Annotated in this window: 15 protein-coding genes; 10 read left to right on the plus strand and 5 right to left on the minus strand. The window is 63.4% G+C overall.

What is annotated here, in order from left to right:
* The first annotated feature begins 3 nt into the window (after positions 1-3).
* From cmk to GCN74_RS18995, 8 genes are all read left to right on the plus strand, one after another.
* Positions 4-672: a (d)CMP kinase gene (cmk, locus tag GCN74_RS18960; protein ID WP_152258114.1), complete on the plus strand. Its 669-nt coding sequence runs from the start codon at positions 4-6 to the stop codon at positions 670-672.
* Positions 673-784: 112 nt separating this feature from the next.
* A complete protein-coding gene (gene rpsA, locus GCN74_RS18965; RefSeq protein ID WP_071650172.1) occupies positions 785-2,497 on the plus strand; it encodes a 30S ribosomal protein S1 in 1,713 nt (570 codons plus the stop codon).
* 17 nt (positions 2,498-2,514) lie between these two features.
* Entirely contained in the window at positions 2,515-2,820 is a 306-nt protein-coding gene (locus GCN74_RS18970) for an integration host factor subunit beta (RefSeq protein WP_008446215.1), read from the plus strand.
* A gap of 240 nt (positions 2,821-3,060) precedes the next feature.
* Positions 3,061-3,363 (plus strand): lipopolysaccharide assembly LapA domain-containing protein, encoded by a 303-nt coding sequence (locus GCN74_RS18975; RefSeq protein ID WP_034751796.1) that lies wholly within the window; start codon positions 3,061-3,063, stop codon positions 3,361-3,363.
* A 46-nt stretch (positions 3,364-3,409) separates the two neighbouring features.
* The gene (lapB, locus tag GCN74_RS18980) at positions 3,410-4,585 is read left to right on the plus strand and encodes a lipopolysaccharide assembly protein LapB (protein ID WP_152258115.1); all 1,176 of its coding nucleotides are present in this window, start codon (positions 3,410-3,412) and stop codon (positions 4,583-4,585) included.
* A gap of 139 nt (positions 4,586-4,724) precedes the next feature.
* On the plus strand, positions 4,725-6,092 hold the full coding sequence (locus GCN74_RS18985) for a UDP-glucose dehydrogenase family protein (RefSeq protein ID WP_152258116.1): 1,368 nt from the start codon (positions 4,725-4,727) through the stop codon (positions 6,090-6,092).
* Positions 6,089-7,042: a D-glycero-beta-D-manno-heptose-7-phosphate kinase gene (gene rfaE1, locus GCN74_RS18990; RefSeq protein ID WP_152258117.1), complete on the plus strand. Its 954-nt coding sequence runs from the start codon at positions 6,089-6,091 to the stop codon at positions 7,040-7,042. Before GCN74_RS18985 ends, rfaE1 begins: the two co-directional genes overlap by 4 nt.
* 26 nt (positions 7,043-7,068) lie before the next feature.
* Positions 7,069-7,902 (plus strand): ComEA family DNA-binding protein, encoded by an 834-nt coding sequence (locus tag GCN74_RS18995; RefSeq protein ID WP_226939117.1) that lies wholly within the window; start codon positions 7,069-7,071, stop codon positions 7,900-7,902.
* An 85-nt stretch (positions 7,903-7,987) separates the two neighbouring features.
* Here GCN74_RS18995 and GCN74_RS19000 read toward each other — a convergent pair whose 3' ends face one another.
* From GCN74_RS19000 to GCN74_RS19010, 3 genes are all read right to left on the minus strand, one after another.
* Positions 7,988-8,815 (minus strand): sterol desaturase family protein, encoded by an 828-nt coding sequence (locus GCN74_RS19000; RefSeq protein WP_226939118.1) that lies wholly within the window; start codon positions 8,813-8,815, stop codon positions 7,988-7,990.
* A 179-nt stretch (positions 8,816-8,994) separates the two neighbouring features.
* The gene (locus GCN74_RS19005) at positions 8,995-9,741 is read right to left on the minus strand and encodes a PEPxxWA-CTERM sorting domain-containing protein (RefSeq protein WP_152258118.1); all 747 of its coding nucleotides are present in this window, start codon (positions 9,739-9,741) and stop codon (positions 8,995-8,997) included.
* Positions 9,742-9,973: 232 nt separating this feature from the next.
* A complete protein-coding gene (locus tag GCN74_RS19010) occupies positions 9,974-11,548 on the minus strand; it encodes a phospholipase D family protein (protein WP_152258119.1) in 1,575 nt (524 codons plus the stop codon).
* Between the two features lie 218 nt (positions 11,549-11,766).
* Here GCN74_RS19010 and GCN74_RS19015 point away from each other — a divergent pair, with 218 nt between their 5' ends.
* Positions 11,767-13,113 carry a M20/M25/M40 family metallo-hydrolase gene (locus GCN74_RS19015; protein ID WP_152258120.1) on the plus strand — a complete coding sequence of 449 codons (1,347 nt, stop codon included), beginning with the start codon at positions 11,767-11,769 and terminating at the stop codon, positions 13,111-13,113.
* Here the strand turns inward: GCN74_RS19015 and GCN74_RS19020 are convergent.
* Complete coding sequence (locus GCN74_RS19020; protein WP_152258121.1) at positions 13,110-14,867, minus strand: FAD-dependent oxidoreductase; 1,758 nt, start codon at positions 14,865-14,867, stop codon at positions 13,110-13,112. The genes GCN74_RS19015 and GCN74_RS19020 overlap by 4 nt on opposite strands.
* 247 nt (positions 14,868-15,114) lie before the next feature.
* On the opposite strand from GCN74_RS19020, the gene cysM reads away from it, so the two are divergent.
* Positions 15,115-16,017 carry a cysteine synthase CysM gene (gene cysM, locus GCN74_RS19025; protein ID WP_152258122.1) on the plus strand — a complete coding sequence of 301 codons (903 nt, stop codon included), beginning with the start codon at positions 15,115-15,117 and terminating at the stop codon, positions 16,015-16,017.
* 101 nt (positions 16,018-16,118) lie between these two features.
* On the opposite strand, the gene GCN74_RS19030 is transcribed toward cysM, so the two are convergent.
* Positions 16,119-16,451 (minus strand): hypothetical protein, encoded by a 333-nt coding sequence (locus tag GCN74_RS19030; protein WP_034751784.1) that lies wholly within the window; start codon positions 16,449-16,451, stop codon positions 16,119-16,121.
* Between the last annotated feature and the right edge of the window lie 86 nt (positions 16,452-16,537).

Below are 16,537 nucleotides of genomic sequence, written 5' to 3' on the forward strand. Positions count from 1 at the left end.
CCAATGCCGACCTCCAATATTCCAGTCATCGCCATCGACGGCCCCACCGCTTCCGGCAAGGGCACGGTGGCGCACCGCGTGGCCGACAAGCTGGGCTTTCATTACCTGGACTCGGGCGCGCTGTACCGCCTGACGGCCCTGACGGCGCTGCGCCGCGGCACGGACTTGCGCGACGAGCACGCGCTGGCCAAGCTGGCCGAGCACTTGCCCTGCCATTTCGCGGGCGGCGAGATCCTGCTGGCGCAGGAAAACGTCACCGAGCTGATCCGTGCCGAAGAAGTGGGCAATACGGCGTCGAAAATTGCCGTATTGCCAACCTTGCGCCATGCGCTGGTGGGCTTGCAGCTGGGGTTTCGCAAGACGCCGGGCCTGGTGGCGGACGGACGCGACATGGGCACGGTGATCTTCCCGCACGCCCCGCTGAAGGTGTTCCTCACGGCCAGCGTCGAGGCGCGCGCGCAACGGCGCTACAAGCAATTGATAGACAAGGGGTTTTCTGCTAATATGGAAGACCTTCTGATGGATTTGCAGGCGCGGGACGAACGTGATACTCACCGTGCGATTGCGCCGCTGGTCCCCGCGGAAGGGGCGCATGTCCTCGATACCTCGGCAATGACGGCGGATGAAGCCGTTGAAACCGTGTTGAAATGGTATGCCGCTGCAACAAAATAGCGCGAGCTATGTGGTGCCCGTTGACGGCTCCTGGCCTGTCCGGGTGTGTCAAAAACCTAACCCAGTTTAAGTCGCATCGTGCGATCTCTGCTGGATAACCTGTGTGAACCCTATGTCTACTGTTACAACTAACGAATCTACCGGTATGGAAAGTTTTGCTGCGCTCTTCGAGGAATCGTTGTCGCGTCAAGATATGCGCTCCGGCGAAGTTATTTCCGCTGAAGTCGTGCGCCTCGACCACAATTTCGTGATCGTGAACGCTGGCCTCAAATCCGAAGCATTCATCCCTGTCGAAGAATTCAAGAACGACCACGGCGAACTGGAAGTCAAAGTTGGTGACTTCGTTTCCGTGGCGATCGAATCGCTGGAAAACGGTTTCGGCGATACCATCCTGTCGCGCGATAAAGCCAAGCGTCTGGCTTCGTGGCTGGCTCTGGAAAAAGCGATGGAATCGGGCGAAATCGTCGTCGGTACCGTCAATGGTAAAGTCAAAGGCGGTCTGACCGTGTTGACCAACGGCATCCGCGCGTTCCTGCCGGGCTCGCTGGTTGATACCCGTCCTGTCAAAGACACCACCCCATTCGAAGGCAAAACCCTCGAATTCAAAGTGATCAAGCTGGATCGCAAGCGTAACAACGTGGTTCTGTCCCGCCGCGCCGTCATCGAAGCTTCGATGGGCGAAGAGCGTCAGAAACTGATGGAAACGCTGAAAGAAGGCACGGTCGTGACCGGCGTCGTCAAAAATATCACCGACTACGGCGCGTTCGTGGATCTGGGCGGTATCGATGGCCTGCTGCACATCACCGATCTGGCATGGCGCCGTGTACGTCACCCGTCGGAAGTTCTGACGGTTGGCCAGGAAATCACCGCCAAAGTCCTGAAATACGATCAAGAGAAAAACCGTGTTTCGCTGGGCGTGAAACAACTGGGCGACGATCCTTGGACCGGTCTGTCCCGTCGTTACCCACAAAGCACCCGTCTGTTCGGTAAAGTAACGAACCTGACCGACTACGGCGCGTTCGTTGAAGTGGAACAGGGTATCGAAGGTCTGGTACACGTTTCCGAAATGGACTGGACGAACAAAAACGTTGCTCCTAACAAAGTTGTCCAACTGGGCGACGAAGTAGAAGTGATGGTTCTGGAAATCGACGAAGAGCGTCGTCGTATTTCGCTGGGCATGAAACAGTGCAAAGCCAATCCATGGGACGACTTCGGTGTTACCCATAAGAAAGGTGACAAAGTCCGCGGCGCGATCAAATCGATCACCGACTTCGGCGTGTTCATCGGCCTGGCCGGCAACATCGACGGTCTGGTGCACCTGTCCGACCTGTCCTGGACCGAAACCGGCGAAGAAGCCGTGCGTCGCTTCAAGAAAGGTGACGAACTGGAAGCCATCGTTCTGGCTATCGACGTTGAGCGCGAGCGCGTTTCCCTGGGCGTCAAGCAACTGGAAGGTGACCCATTCAACAACTTCGCAGCCATGAACGACAAGGGCTCGCTGGTAACCGGTACCGTTAAATCGGTTGAGCCTAAAGGCGCCGTGATCCAACTGTCCGAAGAAGTCGAAGGCTACCTGCGCGCTTCCGAAATCTCGCGCGACCGCGTTGAAGATGCTGGTACGCACCTGAAAGTCGGCGACACCGTCGAAGCCATGGTGTTGAACATCGACCGCAAAGCCCGTGGTATCCAACTGTCGATCAAAGCGAAAGACAACGTTGAAACCCAGGAAGCCATGCAGAAGATGGCAGCGACCGACAACAACGCAGCTTCGGGCACCACCAGCCTGGGCGCCTTGTTGAAAGCTAAGTTCGATAACAAGAACTAAGACTGCGGATACGGCAGATGACAAAGTCCGAGCTGATCAACCGCCTCGCTGAGCGTTATTCTCAGCTGGTGGCGAAAGATGCGGAGTATGCCGTCAAGACCATTCTCGATGCGATGACCAACGCCCTGGCGACGGGCCAGCGTATCGAGATCCGCGGTTTTGGCAGTTTTGCCCTGAACAGCAGGCCCCCGCGCATCGGCCGCAACCCGAAATCCGGCGACAAGGTGATGGTGCCCGAAAAACGGGTGCCCCACTTCAAACCGGGCAAACAGTTGCGCGAGCGGGTGGACGCGATGGTCGGACAACCGATCATCGAGGATTAATCGTCTGCTGGAAGGCGACATAGAAAGCGGCGTCCTTGGATGCCGCTTTTTTTTGTTAATATGCTGTAGAGCACTGATCAAACCTACTGCGCGTCGCGCTTTGCGGCCGGCGATGCTCACCGTACTTCAGTACGGTTGCGCTTCTCGGCCACAAATCACTGCCGCTCGCTACGGTTTGATCAGCGCCCTACGTTTGTGTCATGTGGCACGGGCATTTTTTTGTTCACTCTGGACCTTTCGATGAAAATCATCTCCACCATCGTTGGCTGTGTTCTCTTCGTTCTGTTCTTCAGTTTTGCGCTGAAGAATGCGCAGGTTGTCGACCTGCATGTGTTCCTCAATTATGAAATTCGCGGCCCCCTGGTCCTGATGCTGCTGGGCTTTTTTGTCGCCGGCGCCAGCCTGGGCGTCCTGGCCCTGACGCCGACCGTGTTCCGTCACCGCCGCGAAGCAACCAAGCAAAAAACCACCATTGCAGCGCTGCAGACCGTTGGCGTGGCCAGCAATGTCCAGCCGCAACCGGACAGCGTGAGCGCGCAGTAAGCAGCGCCGTCGCTCCTATCTCTCTTACTCGAATAAAAACAATCGCATGGAATTTGAACTCTGGTGGCTCTTGGGTATCCCGGTGTTTTTCGCGCTGGGCTGGATTGCCGCGCGCGTTGACATTCATCAACTGGTGTCCGAATCGCGCAGCCTGCCGCGCAATTACTTCAAGGGCTTGAATTTCCTGCTCAATGAACAGCATGACAAGGCCATCGATGCCTTCATCGAAGTCGTCAAGCTGGACCCGGAATCGGCCGATATGCACTTTGCGCTGGGCAATCTGTTCCGCCGCCGCGGCGAAACGGAACGCGCCATCCGCGTGCACCAGAATTTGCTGGCGCGTCCGGACCTGCCGCTGGAGCAGCAGGGCCACGCCGCCTACGAACTGGGCATGGATTACCTGAAGGCGGGCTTGCTGGACCGCGCCGAAGAAACCTTCAACAGCCTGGTCGACACGCAATATGCGGCCCAGGCGCGCCGCGCGCTGCTGGAAATCTACCAGCGCGAAAAGGAATGGCCACGCGCCATCGAAGCGGCCGTGGGCTTGCAGGAATCGGGCGCCGGTGCGCGCCAGAAGGAAATCGCCCAGTTCTATTGCGAACTGGCGCATGACGCGCTGGTACACATGAAGCCGGACGAAGCCATGCCGCTGCTGGAAAAAGCCCTGCAGACGGACCGCAAGAGCGTGCGCGCCACCATCCTGACGGGCGACGTGCTGCTGGCGCGCGGCGACGTGGAAGGCGCGCTGACCACCTGGCGCCGCGTGGAGCAGCAGAGCGTGCCGCACGTGGCCCTGGTGGCGCAGCGCCTGATGGATGGCTACACCAGGGTGGGGCGTGCGCAGGAAGGCGTCAACCTGCTGCGTTCCTACCTGGAAGAGGCGTCGTCGATCGACCTGATCGAAGTCGTCTTCAAGGCCGTCATCGAACTCGACGGCGTGGAAGCGGCAAAGCAGCTGGTCAGCGCCGAGCTGCGCCGCACGCCCACCCTGCTGGGCCTCGATAAACTGCTGGAAGCGCGCATGATGGATGCGCCGGCTGCCATCTGGTCCGAGCTGTCGATGGTGAAAAACCTCGTGCACGGCTACACGCAGAAGCTGGCCCGCTACCAGTGCAGCCACTGCGGCTTCAAGGCGCGCCAGTTCTACTGGCACTGCCCGGGCTGCAACAAGTGGGAAACGTATCCGCCGCGCCGCACCGAGGAACTCAACGTCATGAATTAGTCGTGCCCACCACAGGGCCCATGGCTGCGTTGCAGCGCCTCGCCGTACTATTCGTACTGTCCTCGGCGCCGCGCCTTGCCCCGAACCCCGTGCTGTGCACTTGCAAGTCAGATAGATATATTACAAATACGGCACAACCATGAAAATCACCATTATCGGCACCGGCTATGTTGGCCTCGTGACCGGCGCCTGCCTGGCGGAACTGGGCAATGACGTCTTTTGCCTCGACCTGGACGCACAAAAGGTGGCGCTGCTCAACAGCGGCGGCATCCCCATCCACGAACCGGGCCTGGAAGAAGTCGTGGCGCGCAACCGCGCCGCCGGCCGCATGACCTTTTCCACGGACGTGGAAGCGGCCGCCAACCATGGCGTGATGCAATTCATCGCCGTCGGCACGCCGCCCGACGAAGACGGTTCAGCCGACCTGCAATACGTGCTGGCCGCTGCCCGCGGCATCGGCAAATACATGACGGACTTCAAGGTCATCGTCGACAAGTCGACCGTGCCCGTCGGTACGGCGGAAAAAGTGCGCGCCGCCATCCAGGGCGAACTGGACGCGCGCGGCGTGGCCGCCGCGTTCTCGGTGGCGTCGAACCCGGAATTCCTCAAGGAAGGCGCGGCCGTCGAAGACTTCATGCGCCCCGACCGCATCGTCATCGGCTGCGATAGCACGCCCGACGGCGAGCGCGCGCGCGAATTGCTGAAAAGCCTGTACGCGCCGTTCAACCGCAACCACGAGCGCACCCACTGGATGGACGTGCGTTCGGCCGAATTCACGAAGTATGCGGCCAATGCCATGCTGGCCACGCGTATCTCGTTCATGAATGAACTGGCGAACCTGGCCGACAAGGTGGGCGTCGACATCGAGGCCGTGCGCCACGGCATCGGTTCCGACCCGCGCATCGGCCACAGTTTCCTGTACGCGGGCTGCGGCTACGGCGGTTCCTGTTTCCCGAAAGACGTGCAGGCGCTCGAGCGCACGGCGCGCGGCCATGGCCAGGAACTGCTGATCCTGCGCGCCGTCGAAGCCGTCAATGACCGGCAGAAACAGGTGCTGGGTGGCAAAGTGGTCACGCGCTTCGGCGAGGATCTGACGGGCCGGCATTTTGCCGTGTGGGGCCTGGCTTTCAAGCCGAATACGGACGACATGCGCGAAGCGTCGGCCCGCGTGCTGCTGGCGGACTTGCTGGCACGGGGCGCCACGGTGGCCGTCTACGATCCGGTCGCCATGGCCGAGGCGCGCCGCGTGCTGCAACTGGATCTGACGCCGGAACAATTGGCGAAAGTGCGCTTTGCCGACAGTCCACTCGACGCGCTGACGGACGCCGATGCGCTGGCCATCGTGACCGAGTGGAAAGCTTTCCGCAGTCCCGACTTCGCGCAGATCAAGGCGCGCCTGAAGCAGGCCGTGATCTTTGACGGCCGCAACCTGTTCGAGCCGGCCGTCATGGCGGGGACGGGCATCGAATACCACGGGATCGGTCGCTCGATCCTGACGCGCGCATGAGCGCCCACGAGGTGGTCGCCTTGACGGCGCCGGCCGCACTGGCCCAGGTACGCCTGCTGGTGGTGGGCGATGTCATGCTGGACCGTTACTGGTTTGGCGACGTCAGCCGTATTTCGCCGGAAGCGCCCGTGCCCATCGTGCGCATCGAGAAGCGCGAAGAGCGCCTGGGCGGCGCGGCCAACGTGGCGCGCAACGCGGCCGCGCTGGGCGCGAAGACGAGCTTGCTGGGCGTGGTCGGCGATGACGAGGCGGGCAGCCAGGTCGAGCGCCTGCTCGAAGGCGGCGGCATCCACAGCTATCTGCAGCGCGATGCGGCCATTTCCACCATCATCAAGCTGCGCGTGATCGGCCGCCAGCAGCAAATGCTGCGCATCGACTTCGAGGATGCGCCCAGCGATGAAGTGCTGCGCGACAAGCTGGCGCAGTTTAATGCCCTCTTGCCGCATTACGACGTGGTGATCCTGTCGGACTACGCCAAGGGCAGCCTGGTGAATGTGGCCGAGATGATCAAGGCTGCCAGGGCCGCCGGCAAGATCGTCATGGTCGACCCGAAAGGCGATGATTTCAGCCGCTATGCGGGTGCGTCAGTGCTCACTCCGAACAAGTCGGAACTGCGCCGCGTGGTGGGCAACTGGAGCACGGAAGAGCAATTGACCGAACGCGCGCAGCAGATGCGCGCGCAACTGGGTCTGGACGCCTTGCTGCTGACCCGTTCGGAAGAGGGCATGAGTCTGTACACGGCCGACGCCGTGCTGCACATGCCCACCGATGCGCGCGAAGTGTTCGACGTTTCGGGCGCCGGCGACACGGTGATCGCCACCATGGCGGCCATGCTGGGCGCCGGCATGGACCTGGGCGACGCCGTGCGCACGGCCAACCGGGCCGGCGGCATCGTCGTCGGCAAGCTGGGCACGGCCACCGTCACCCGCGACGAGCTGTTCCCCCAGTAAGATGTCGTCTCGCCTGCGCCAGCCGTTTGATCTGGCGCAGGTCTTCCCGCCGTTCCGCTGTCCCGTCTTGTCAACCGTATCACGCCACAGCCGTTAAAGCCGTTAAGGCGCTGTTCCTCCTTTGCGTTCGAGTCATCTTGAAACCACATCACGGAGAGATACCCATGTTCAAAAAAATACTGCTGGCCATCGCCACCCTGATCGCAACGATGGGCTTTGCCTTTGCCCAGGTCGATGTCAACAAGGCGGACCAGGCGGCACTCGACAGCGTCAAGGGCATCGGGCCCGTCACGTCGAAGGCCATCGTCGATGAACGCGCCAAGGGCGGCGCCTTCAAGGATTGGGCCGATTTCGAAAGCCGCGTGAAGGGCATCGGTCCGAAAAGTTCCGTGAAACTGTCGGAAGCGGGCTTGCAGGTGAATGGCCAGGCCAAGGCCGGCGCGCCGGCGGCGCCGGCGGCGAAAGCTGCTCCGGCAAAAAAGGAAGCTGCTGTGAAGGAAGTTGCAGCGAAAGAAGCCGCACCGAAGCCAGCTGCTGCGACCGACACCGCTGCGGCGCCAGCCAAGACAGCCGCTGAAACGAAGAAAGAAGCTGCTGCAGCGAAGAAAGAAGCGAAGGCTGCCGCTGCTGCTGCCAAGAAAGAAGCTGCCGCCGCCAAGGCCGTTCCGGCTGCCGCCCCCGCCGCTGCCGCCGATGCTGCGCCCGTGAAAACGGCTGCCGAAACGAAGAAGGAAGCCGCGGCTGCGAAGAAAGCGGCAACGGCTGCCAAGAAAGAAGCCAAGGCTGCGGAAGCGGCTGCGAAGAAGGAAGCGAAACTGGCCGCAGCAGATGCAAAGAAGGCTGAAGCCGAGAAAAAGTAAGCGTGTTGCTGTAAAGCGTGTTGCGTGGTGGTGCCGCGCAGCACGACAGGAAAACCCCGCGCGGTACCGGCCGCGCGGGGTTTTTTTATTCGCTGCTGCCGTGCCGGAATGGCGCCGCCAGCTGTCCCGCCAGCGTCTTCGGCATGGGCGCTTCGATACCGCAGGCATCGGGCCAGGTGCGCGGCAGGTGATGGGTGCCGAACAGGCGGTCCAGTACGGGTAAGGTGGCGGCGTAGTTGCGGTTGATGTGTTCGAATTTGCTGTGATGCCAGTGGTGGAAGGCGGGTGTGGCGACCAGCCATTCCAGCGGGCCGAAGCGCCAGCGCAGGTTGGCGTGGATAAAGAAGCCCCAGACGGTGCCGACCAGCAGCAAGAGCACGGGCGCGGCACTGCCGGCCGCGCCGGGGCTTGCCAGGCCCAGCAGATACAAGGGCGTCAGGCCGAACAGGCGCGTGACGACCATGTCGACGGGATGGGTGCGCGTATTGGCCAGGAAATACAGCTGTTCCGTGCTGTGATGCACGGCGTGGTAGCGCCACAGCCAGGGGATTTCATGGCTGAGCCTATGCCCCCAGTAAGTACCGACTTCGCCGATCAGCAAGCCCAGCAGGAGCTTGGCCCACAGGGGCAGGGCCGCCAGCGTGGCGGGAATGGCGTCGGGCAGCAAGCGTTGTCCCGCGACGGCGATCAGGGCCAGCGGCGCGGCCAGCAGCACGGCCGGCAGCAGGCTGCTGATGAAATAGAAGCCCAGGTCGCTGAACAGTTCCGTGCGCGAGCGCCCCCCGTGGCGCGCGCCAAAGAAACGCTCGAGCGGCACGAAGACACCGGCCAGCAGCACCAGCCACAGGCCCAGGCGCAGCACGTCGACGACGATGGCGGGAAGATGCATTTGCAGGGTGTGCAGCAGGCTCATGGCAGGAATGTGGTCGGGCGGTGAGAACTCCGGCTCCGGAAACGCCGGTTCGTATCTGCTGGCGCGCCAAGGCGTAACAAAACTGTAGCGAGCGGATGCGCGGCGTGGCCGAGAAGCGCAGCTGTACAAAAGTACAGCGAGCATCGCAGGTCACGCCCCGCGCCGCGCAGTAGGTTTTGTTAGCCTTTGCGGCGGCGCGCCATGAAACCGAGCAAGCCCAGGCCGCCGATCAGCATGCCCCAGGTCGACGGTTCCGGCACGGCCGACACCAGCGACACGCCGTCGAGCAGCATGAACGGTGGCGCGCCCGTCGGGCTGCCCTTGGCCATGAACGACAGCAATTCGCTGCTGTCCGTGGCCGTGAAGGTCATGCTGGCCTGGTGCCAGCCCGTGAAGCCCTGGCTGGCGTTGGCCAGCGATGCCGTCTGCTGCTTGCTGTTGCCCAGCGACACGTCCCAGTAATTGACGGGGTTATCGCCCTTGAAGCCCACTTGCTGGGCGGCGCCATACGAAAAGCTCAGGGTGTAGGCCTGGCCGGGGACCAGGCCGCTCACTTGCTGCGTCACGGGGCCAGGGAAATAATCCCAGTCCGCCGCCAGCACATTGCCGCCCGTGGGGCTGGCGCCCAGGCCGTTTTTCGGTCCCGCGCCGCTGTACGAGTTCGGGCCCCACAAGGCCAGCGCCGTCGCCGCGTTGGTATCGTCGATGTTATTGCCGTTGAGTACGAAGTTATAGCCCTTGCTGGACCAGTCGGTCAGGTAGGTGCGGTCGGCGCGTGCGTACGTGCCTTCGTTCAGCTGTTTCGAGGTGCCATTGCTGGTCAGTTCAAAATCGCCATTCTTGACCAGGTTGGTCGTGGCGGCGTGGGCGGCGGTGACGCACAGGGTAGCGGCGGCCAGCGCCAGCAAAGCAGAGATTTTACGCATGATGCAAGCTCCAGAAGTGACAGGATAGTGTGGCAGTCTGTCGGCGAGCTTTTGGCCAACGTGGGATTCAATCGCGGAAGAGGCGAGCAAGGTACTCGCGGGACAGCTGAGGTGTCCCGTTGACGCGATTATAGCAGTATTTGGCAAAATGGCATGTGACATGCTTTGAAAACAACAGATATTTTCGAGTGGCAATCTCGTCAGGGTTGAGTTTTTTGTATGCCATGCGCGGCTACAGCTGCGACTCGATCGGCAGCCAGCGCATCACGGATACCAACATGCGGCGCCAGAAGCCCGCTTCCGGATCGTGCGTCCACACCTTGGCCGGTTCCCCCGTGGCGTCGGACCAGCGCAGGGCGCCGTTGTCGAGGAAGACGCGGTAGCTGGTGTCGCTCGCCGTCGAATGCAGGAACAGCGCGCGCATGTCGGCCGCCAGCGCGGCATCGTCGAACAGCACGCCCATTTCCGTATTCAGCTGGGCCGAGCGGGGATCGAGGTTGAAGGAGCCGACAAAACCCCGCTGGCCGTCCACCACCACGGCCTTGGTATGCAGGCTGGCGCGGCTCGACCCCATCAGGCTGATGCGCTTGCGGTGCAGGGTCTTCAATTCATACAGTTCGATGCCGCCGCCCAGCAGCGTCTGGCGGTAGCGCGCATAGCCCGCGTGCACGAGGGCCACGTCCGTGGCGGCAAGCGAGTTGGTCAGTACCTTGACCTTGACGCCGGCGCCAACCTTGTCGGCCAGGCTCTGCGTCAGTGCGGCGCCGGGCACGAAATATGGCGAAGTCAGCAGCGTTTCTTCGCGCGCCTGCGTCAGCAGGGGCAGCAAGCTGTGCATGAGCCAGTGCTCGCTGCGCTGCAGGCTGGCCACGGGGGCGGCTTTTTCCGGCGGGTCCGACAGCACTTGCACGTGCGCGCTCCAGTGCAGGCGCAGGCGGCCATCCAGGTGGGCCTGCAGCTGGCCCGCGTCGGTCAGCTGGCGCAAGTAGGGTGAGGCGCCCAGTTCGCCCGTGAGCGCGTCGAGGCGGGCGCGCACGGCGGGCAGCTGCGGCAGTGCCGGCGCGCCCGCGGTCTTGCCAGCGTGCAGGGCGCCGATGGGAATGACGGCGCGGCTGTTCCAGAAGCGGTCGAAGATGTCGCTCGTCTGCTGCACGGCGGGCCCCACCAGCAGCAGGTCCGCATCCTGGAAATTGACTTGTTCGGCGGCATCGAAATATTCGTCGCCGATATTGCGCCCGCCGACGAGGGCCACCCTGCCGTCGACGATCCAGGCCTTGTTGTGCATGCGCCGGTTCAGGCTGACGGCGCGCAAGGCCATTTCCACGGCGCGCCACCAGACGCCGTCGCGGTTGCGGCCGGGATTGAAGATGCGCACGTCGATCAGCGGATGGCTGTCGAGCGCGAGGATGGCGGCGTCCTGGCCCCGCGCGTTGATGTCGTCGAGCAGCACGCGCACGCGCACGCCGCGGTCGGCCGCGCGCAGCAGTTCGCGCACCAGCAGGCGTCCCGTGACGTCGTTATGCCAGATGTAGTACTGCAGGTCGATGCTGCGGCCCGCTTCGCGGGCGCTCAGGGCGCGCAGGGCGAACGCTTCCAGGTTGTCGTCGATCAGCGCCGTGCCGCTCTGGTCCGGGTGTTGCGCCAGCTGCGGCGCCAGCACGCGGTCGAGCAGGGTGGCATCCATCGCCACGGGCAAGGCCGTGCCGGGCGCGCCCAGCGAACGCTCGGCGAAGCGCCCGTAGCTGTACAGGGCGGCGATGCTGAGCAGGCCGAACAGTATGGCAAGCAGCAGCAGTTTGACGAGCATGCGGCGCACCGTCAGCGGACCGTGCGCGGGCGGCAGCGGGCGGGAAGAAGGGGAGTCTGGCGCATGCGGCGGTCTTTCATGATCAGGGCGGGAAGTGGCCGATTGTAGCAGTTTCTACAATGCACGATTTTGATCCTCGAGCATCCTTGCCTGCCGTCAAAAATGCGAGAATGCCCCTCTACTTATTTACAGGAGACGGCGGCATGCTAAGGATATGGATGGGAGTGACGGCAGCCTTGCTGTCGGCGGGCGTGGCGGCGGCGCCATCGAACGGCGCGCAGCCGCAGGTCGCGCCGATCCGGCAGATCGTGGCGGACATTTCGCCGCAGCGCATCGAGGCGCACGTGCGCAAGCTGGTCGGCTTCCAGACGCGCCATACGATGTCCGATACCGTCTCCGACACGCAGGGCATAGGCGCGGCCAGGCGCTGGATCAAGGCCGAGCTCGAGCGCTGCGGCGCGCAGGCGGGCGGGCGCTTGCAGGTGGAATTCGACAGCCATGTCGCGCCCGTGTCGAAACGCATTTCGCGGCCGACGGAAATCGTCAACGTGGTGGCGACCTTGCCGGGCAGCGAGCCGCAATCGGCCGGGCGCATCTATGTCGTCAGCGGTCATTACGACTCGCGCGCCACCGACGTGATGGATGCCGGGGGCGACGCGCCCGGCGCCAATGACGACGCGTCGGGCACGGCAGCCGTGATCGAAATGGCCTGCGTGATGGCGCGCCACCGGTTCGACGCCACCCTCGTCTTCATGGCGGTGGCGGCCGAGGAGCAGGGCTTGTTGGGGTCCGGCCACTGGGCGCAGCAGGCGAAGCTGAAAAACCTCAATATCGCGGGCATGCTCAATAACGACATCATCGGCAGCTCGCGCGGGGACGATGGCACGGTCGATGGCGGCCAGGTGCGCCTGTTTGCCGAGGGTATTCCCGCCGTCAGGGAAATGAGCGACGGCGTGCGCGCGCTGGTGGCAACGGGCGGCGAAAACGATTCCATCTCGCGCCAGCTGGCGCGCCATGTGAAACAGGTGGGCGAGCGCTACGTGCCCGGTTTCAAGGTCAACGTCATCCAGCGCGCCGACCGCTACCTGCGCGGCGGCGACCATATGCCGTTCCTGGCGCAAGGCTATGCAGCGCTGCGCTTCACGGAACCGAATGAGGATTTTGCCCACCAGCACCAGGATGTGCGCGTGGAAAACGGCGTGCAGTACGGCGACTTGCCGCAATTCGTCGACTACGACTATGTGGCAAAAGTGGCGCGCGTAAACGCGGCGGCGCTCGCCTCGCTGGCCCTGGCGCCGGCCGCACCGTCGCAGGTGCAGGTGCGCACGGCACAGCTGGAAAACGCCACCACCCTGCAGTGGCAGCCGAATGCGGAACCGGACCTGGCCGGCTACCGCATCGTCTGGCGCGCCACCACGGCCGATCAATGGCAGGGCGCGCAGGACGTGGGCAATGTCACCGAAGCGAGGCTGAAACTGTCGAAGGACAATTATTTCTTCGGCGTCCAGGCCATCGACAAGGATGGCAACGTCAGCGTGGCCACGTACCCCATGCCGTTGCGTTAGGCGCTGCCGGCGGGCAATCTTGCCAGAAAGCCGTGGATCTGCGACACCACGGCCGCCCCTTCGCCGACGGCGGCGGCCACGCGCTTGGTGGAGCCGGCCCGCACGTCGCCGATGGCGAACACGCCGGGCACGCTCGTTTCCAGCGCGGCACGGTCCGGCAAGTCGGGAGGGTAGATTGCGTGGCCGTGCGCGCGGCATTCGGCGCGCGTGACGTCGAAACCCGTGCGGATGAAACCCTGTTCATCGACGGCCACGGCGCAGTCATGCAGCCAGTCCGTGTTCGGATCGGCGCCGACGAACAGGAACACCCGGCGCACGGCGCAATCGGCTTCTTCGCCCGTCTGGTTGTTGCGCCAGCGGGCGCCCGTCAAGCCATCGTCGTCGCCTTCGAGGGCGATGATTTCCGTGTGCGCGTGCAAGGTGATGTTGGGCGTGGCGGCGATGCGCTCGATCAGGTAGCTCGACATGCTGGCCGCCAGGCCTTCGCCGCGGATCACCATGTGGACCTTGGCCGCGTGGCCGGAGAGAAACACTGCCGCCTGGCCGGCCGAGTTGCCGCCGCCCACGAGGATGATCTCTTCCTGCCTGCACAGCTTGGCCTCGATGGGCGAGGCCCAGTAGTACACGCCCCGTCCTTCATACGTCTTCAGGTTGGCCAGCGAGGGGCGGCGGTAGCGCGCGCCGCAGGACAGCACCACCGTGCGGGCGCGCACCTGCGTGCCGTCGCACAGATTGACGCGCAGGGGCCAGCTGTCGCACAGCAGGTTGGCGGCGCTGGCCGGGGTGGCGATCTCGACGCCGAATTTTTGCGCCTGCACATAGGCGCGCCCCGCCAGCGCGCGGCCGGAGATACCGGTTGGAAAGCCCAGGTAATTTTCGATGCGCGCGCTGGCGCCCGCCTGGCCGCCGTACGCGCGCTGTTCCAGCGCCAGCACGGTCAAGCCTTCGGACGCCGCATACACGGCCGTGGCCAGGCCGGCAGGGCCCGCGCCCACCACCAGCACGTCGAAGATCTTGTCGCCGGACAAATCGGGCAGCATGCCCAGGCAGCGCCCCAGTTCCGCATTGCCGGGATTCTTCATGACCTTGCCGTCGGGACAGACCACCAGCGGCCACTCCTGCGGCGTGGGCTGGTAGCGCCCGGCCAGCGCGGCGGCGGCCGCATCCGTGGCCGGGTCCAGCACCGTGTGCGGGTGGCCATTGCTAGACAGAAAACTTTGCAGATGGAACAGATTGCCATTGCCGCGCGGACCCACCAGCACGGGCCCGCCCGAATTGACTTCGATCAGGGCCACGCGGCGCAAAATCAGGGCGCGCACGATGCGCTCGCCCATTTCCGCTTCCGCCACGATCAGCGCGCGCAGTGATTCCGAACTGATCACGAGCACGTCCACGTCGCCCACGGCATGGCCGTTGACGAGGGCGGGGCGGCCCGACAGCTGCGCCACTTCGGCGATGAAGTGGCCGGGGCCGATTTCGCGCATCAGCGAAGTGCGGCCCAGCCCCTCATGGCGCGTGACGGCCACGCGGCCCGCCAGGATGACCAGCATGCCGAAGCTGCTGCTGCCCGCCTCGAACAGGGTGGCGCCGTCCGCATGGTGGCAGACCTTGCCATAGCGTTGCAGGCGGCGCAGCTCCGCTTCGGTGAAGACGGGGGAAATCTGGTGCATGCGGCCCTGGATATCGAGGCTGCTGGCCTGGACGGGATCGTCCTGCGTGGTTTCGGGGATGAATTCGGGGGTGGTGCCGCTCATGACTGATCCATGGATTGAATAAGCAAATTACGAAAATAACTAACCGTCACGAGTCTAGCGCATGCGCGCGCGGCCCGCTGGCAAACCATGCGCGCCGGCCCCGGCATGGCGCAAAGCCAGGCGCCATGCGGCCTGGCGCGCGGGCCGCCGCCGCGCGGCTTGCCTGGCGGGCGCCGGTTTTTAGCCATACGCCGTCCAGCATCTCATATTAGAATGGGTCTTTGTTGAAATTACTCAAACAGACACGATGGCTTACAAGACACTTGAAGATACGATAGGCAATACTCCGCTGGTGCAACTGACGCGCTTGCCGGGTGCCGATGCGATTGCGCGCAACAACGTCATCCTGGGCAAGCTGGAGGGGAACAATCCGGCCGGCTCCGTGAAGGACCGCGCCGCCATGTCCATGCTCAAGCGCGCTGAAGAGCGCGGCGTCATCAAGCCAGGCGATACCCTGATCGAGGCGACCAGCGGCAACACGGGCATCGCGCTGGCCATGGCCGCTGCCTTGCGCGGCTACAAGATGCTGTTGCTGATGCCGGACAATCTCAGCGTGGAGCGCCGCCAGAGCATGGCCGCCTACGGCGCCGACATCCTGTTGACGCCGAAGACGGGCGGCATGGAATACGCGCGCGACCTGGCCGAGCAGATGCAGAAGGATGGCCGCGGCGTGATCCTCGACCAGTTCGCCAACGAAGACAATTCGCGCGCCCACTATGAAAGCACGGGGCCGGAAATCTGGCGCGACACGGAAGGGCGCGTGACGCACTTCGTCAGCGCCATGGGCACGACGGGCACCATCATGGGCGTGTCGCGCTATCTGAAGGAACAGAATCCCGCCATCCAGATCATCGGCGCGCAGCCCGAGGAAGGATCGCAGATTCCCGGCATCCGCAAGTGGCCGGAAGCGTACTTGCCGAAAATCTACGACAAATCGCGCGTAGACCAGGTGGAATACGTGAGCCAGGGCGTGGCCGAGCGCATGGCGCGCAGCCTGGCGGCGGAAGAAGGCTTGTTCTGCGGTATCTCGGCGGCCGGCGCCTGCGAAATCGCGCTGCGCATTTCACAGACGGTGGAAAATGCGACCATCGTGTTTGTCGTCTGCGACCGCGGCGACCGCTATCTGTCGACAGGCGTTTTCCCTGCCTAATGGCTGAAGTAATGGAACTGATGCTGGCCAGGACGGCCTGAGGACTGCTGGAAATACCCCCTCCCCATGGCGGGGAGGGAAAACCTGCGCAACTGGCAGGATCAGCCTTGTGGCGTTTCGCCTTCTTTTGGCTTGAATTGCTTGTCGCTGATGCGGAACTTGTTGCGGCGGTCACCCATCAGGTAACGCAGGTCGCGGATGCTCAGGTCGCTGACTTCGTGCATGCGGATCAGCAGCGATGCGCCGACAGGCAGGCGGTGGTGACGGATTTTGCTGATGACTGGCGGCGCTACTTCCAGCGCGCGGGACAATGCTGCGTCGTTTTTCAGGCGCAGGTTTTCGATCAGGGTATCGAGCAATCTGTTTGGGTTGTACTGGAGCAGATCGTCGGAGTCCGAATCGCTGTTCATATCAATGCCGACTTGGTTTGTCATGATGTTATTGTTCCTTCTGTAGTTGCACTGCAAAGTAAAAAACACTCGGAGCTCGCTCTTGCTGCGTTCATGTTCATTCTTTACTA

This window comes from Janthinobacterium sp. FT14W (assembly GCF_009208755.1).
GTDB lineage: Bacteria > Pseudomonadota > Gammaproteobacteria > Burkholderiales > Burkholderiaceae_D > Janthinobacterium > Janthinobacterium violaceinigrum.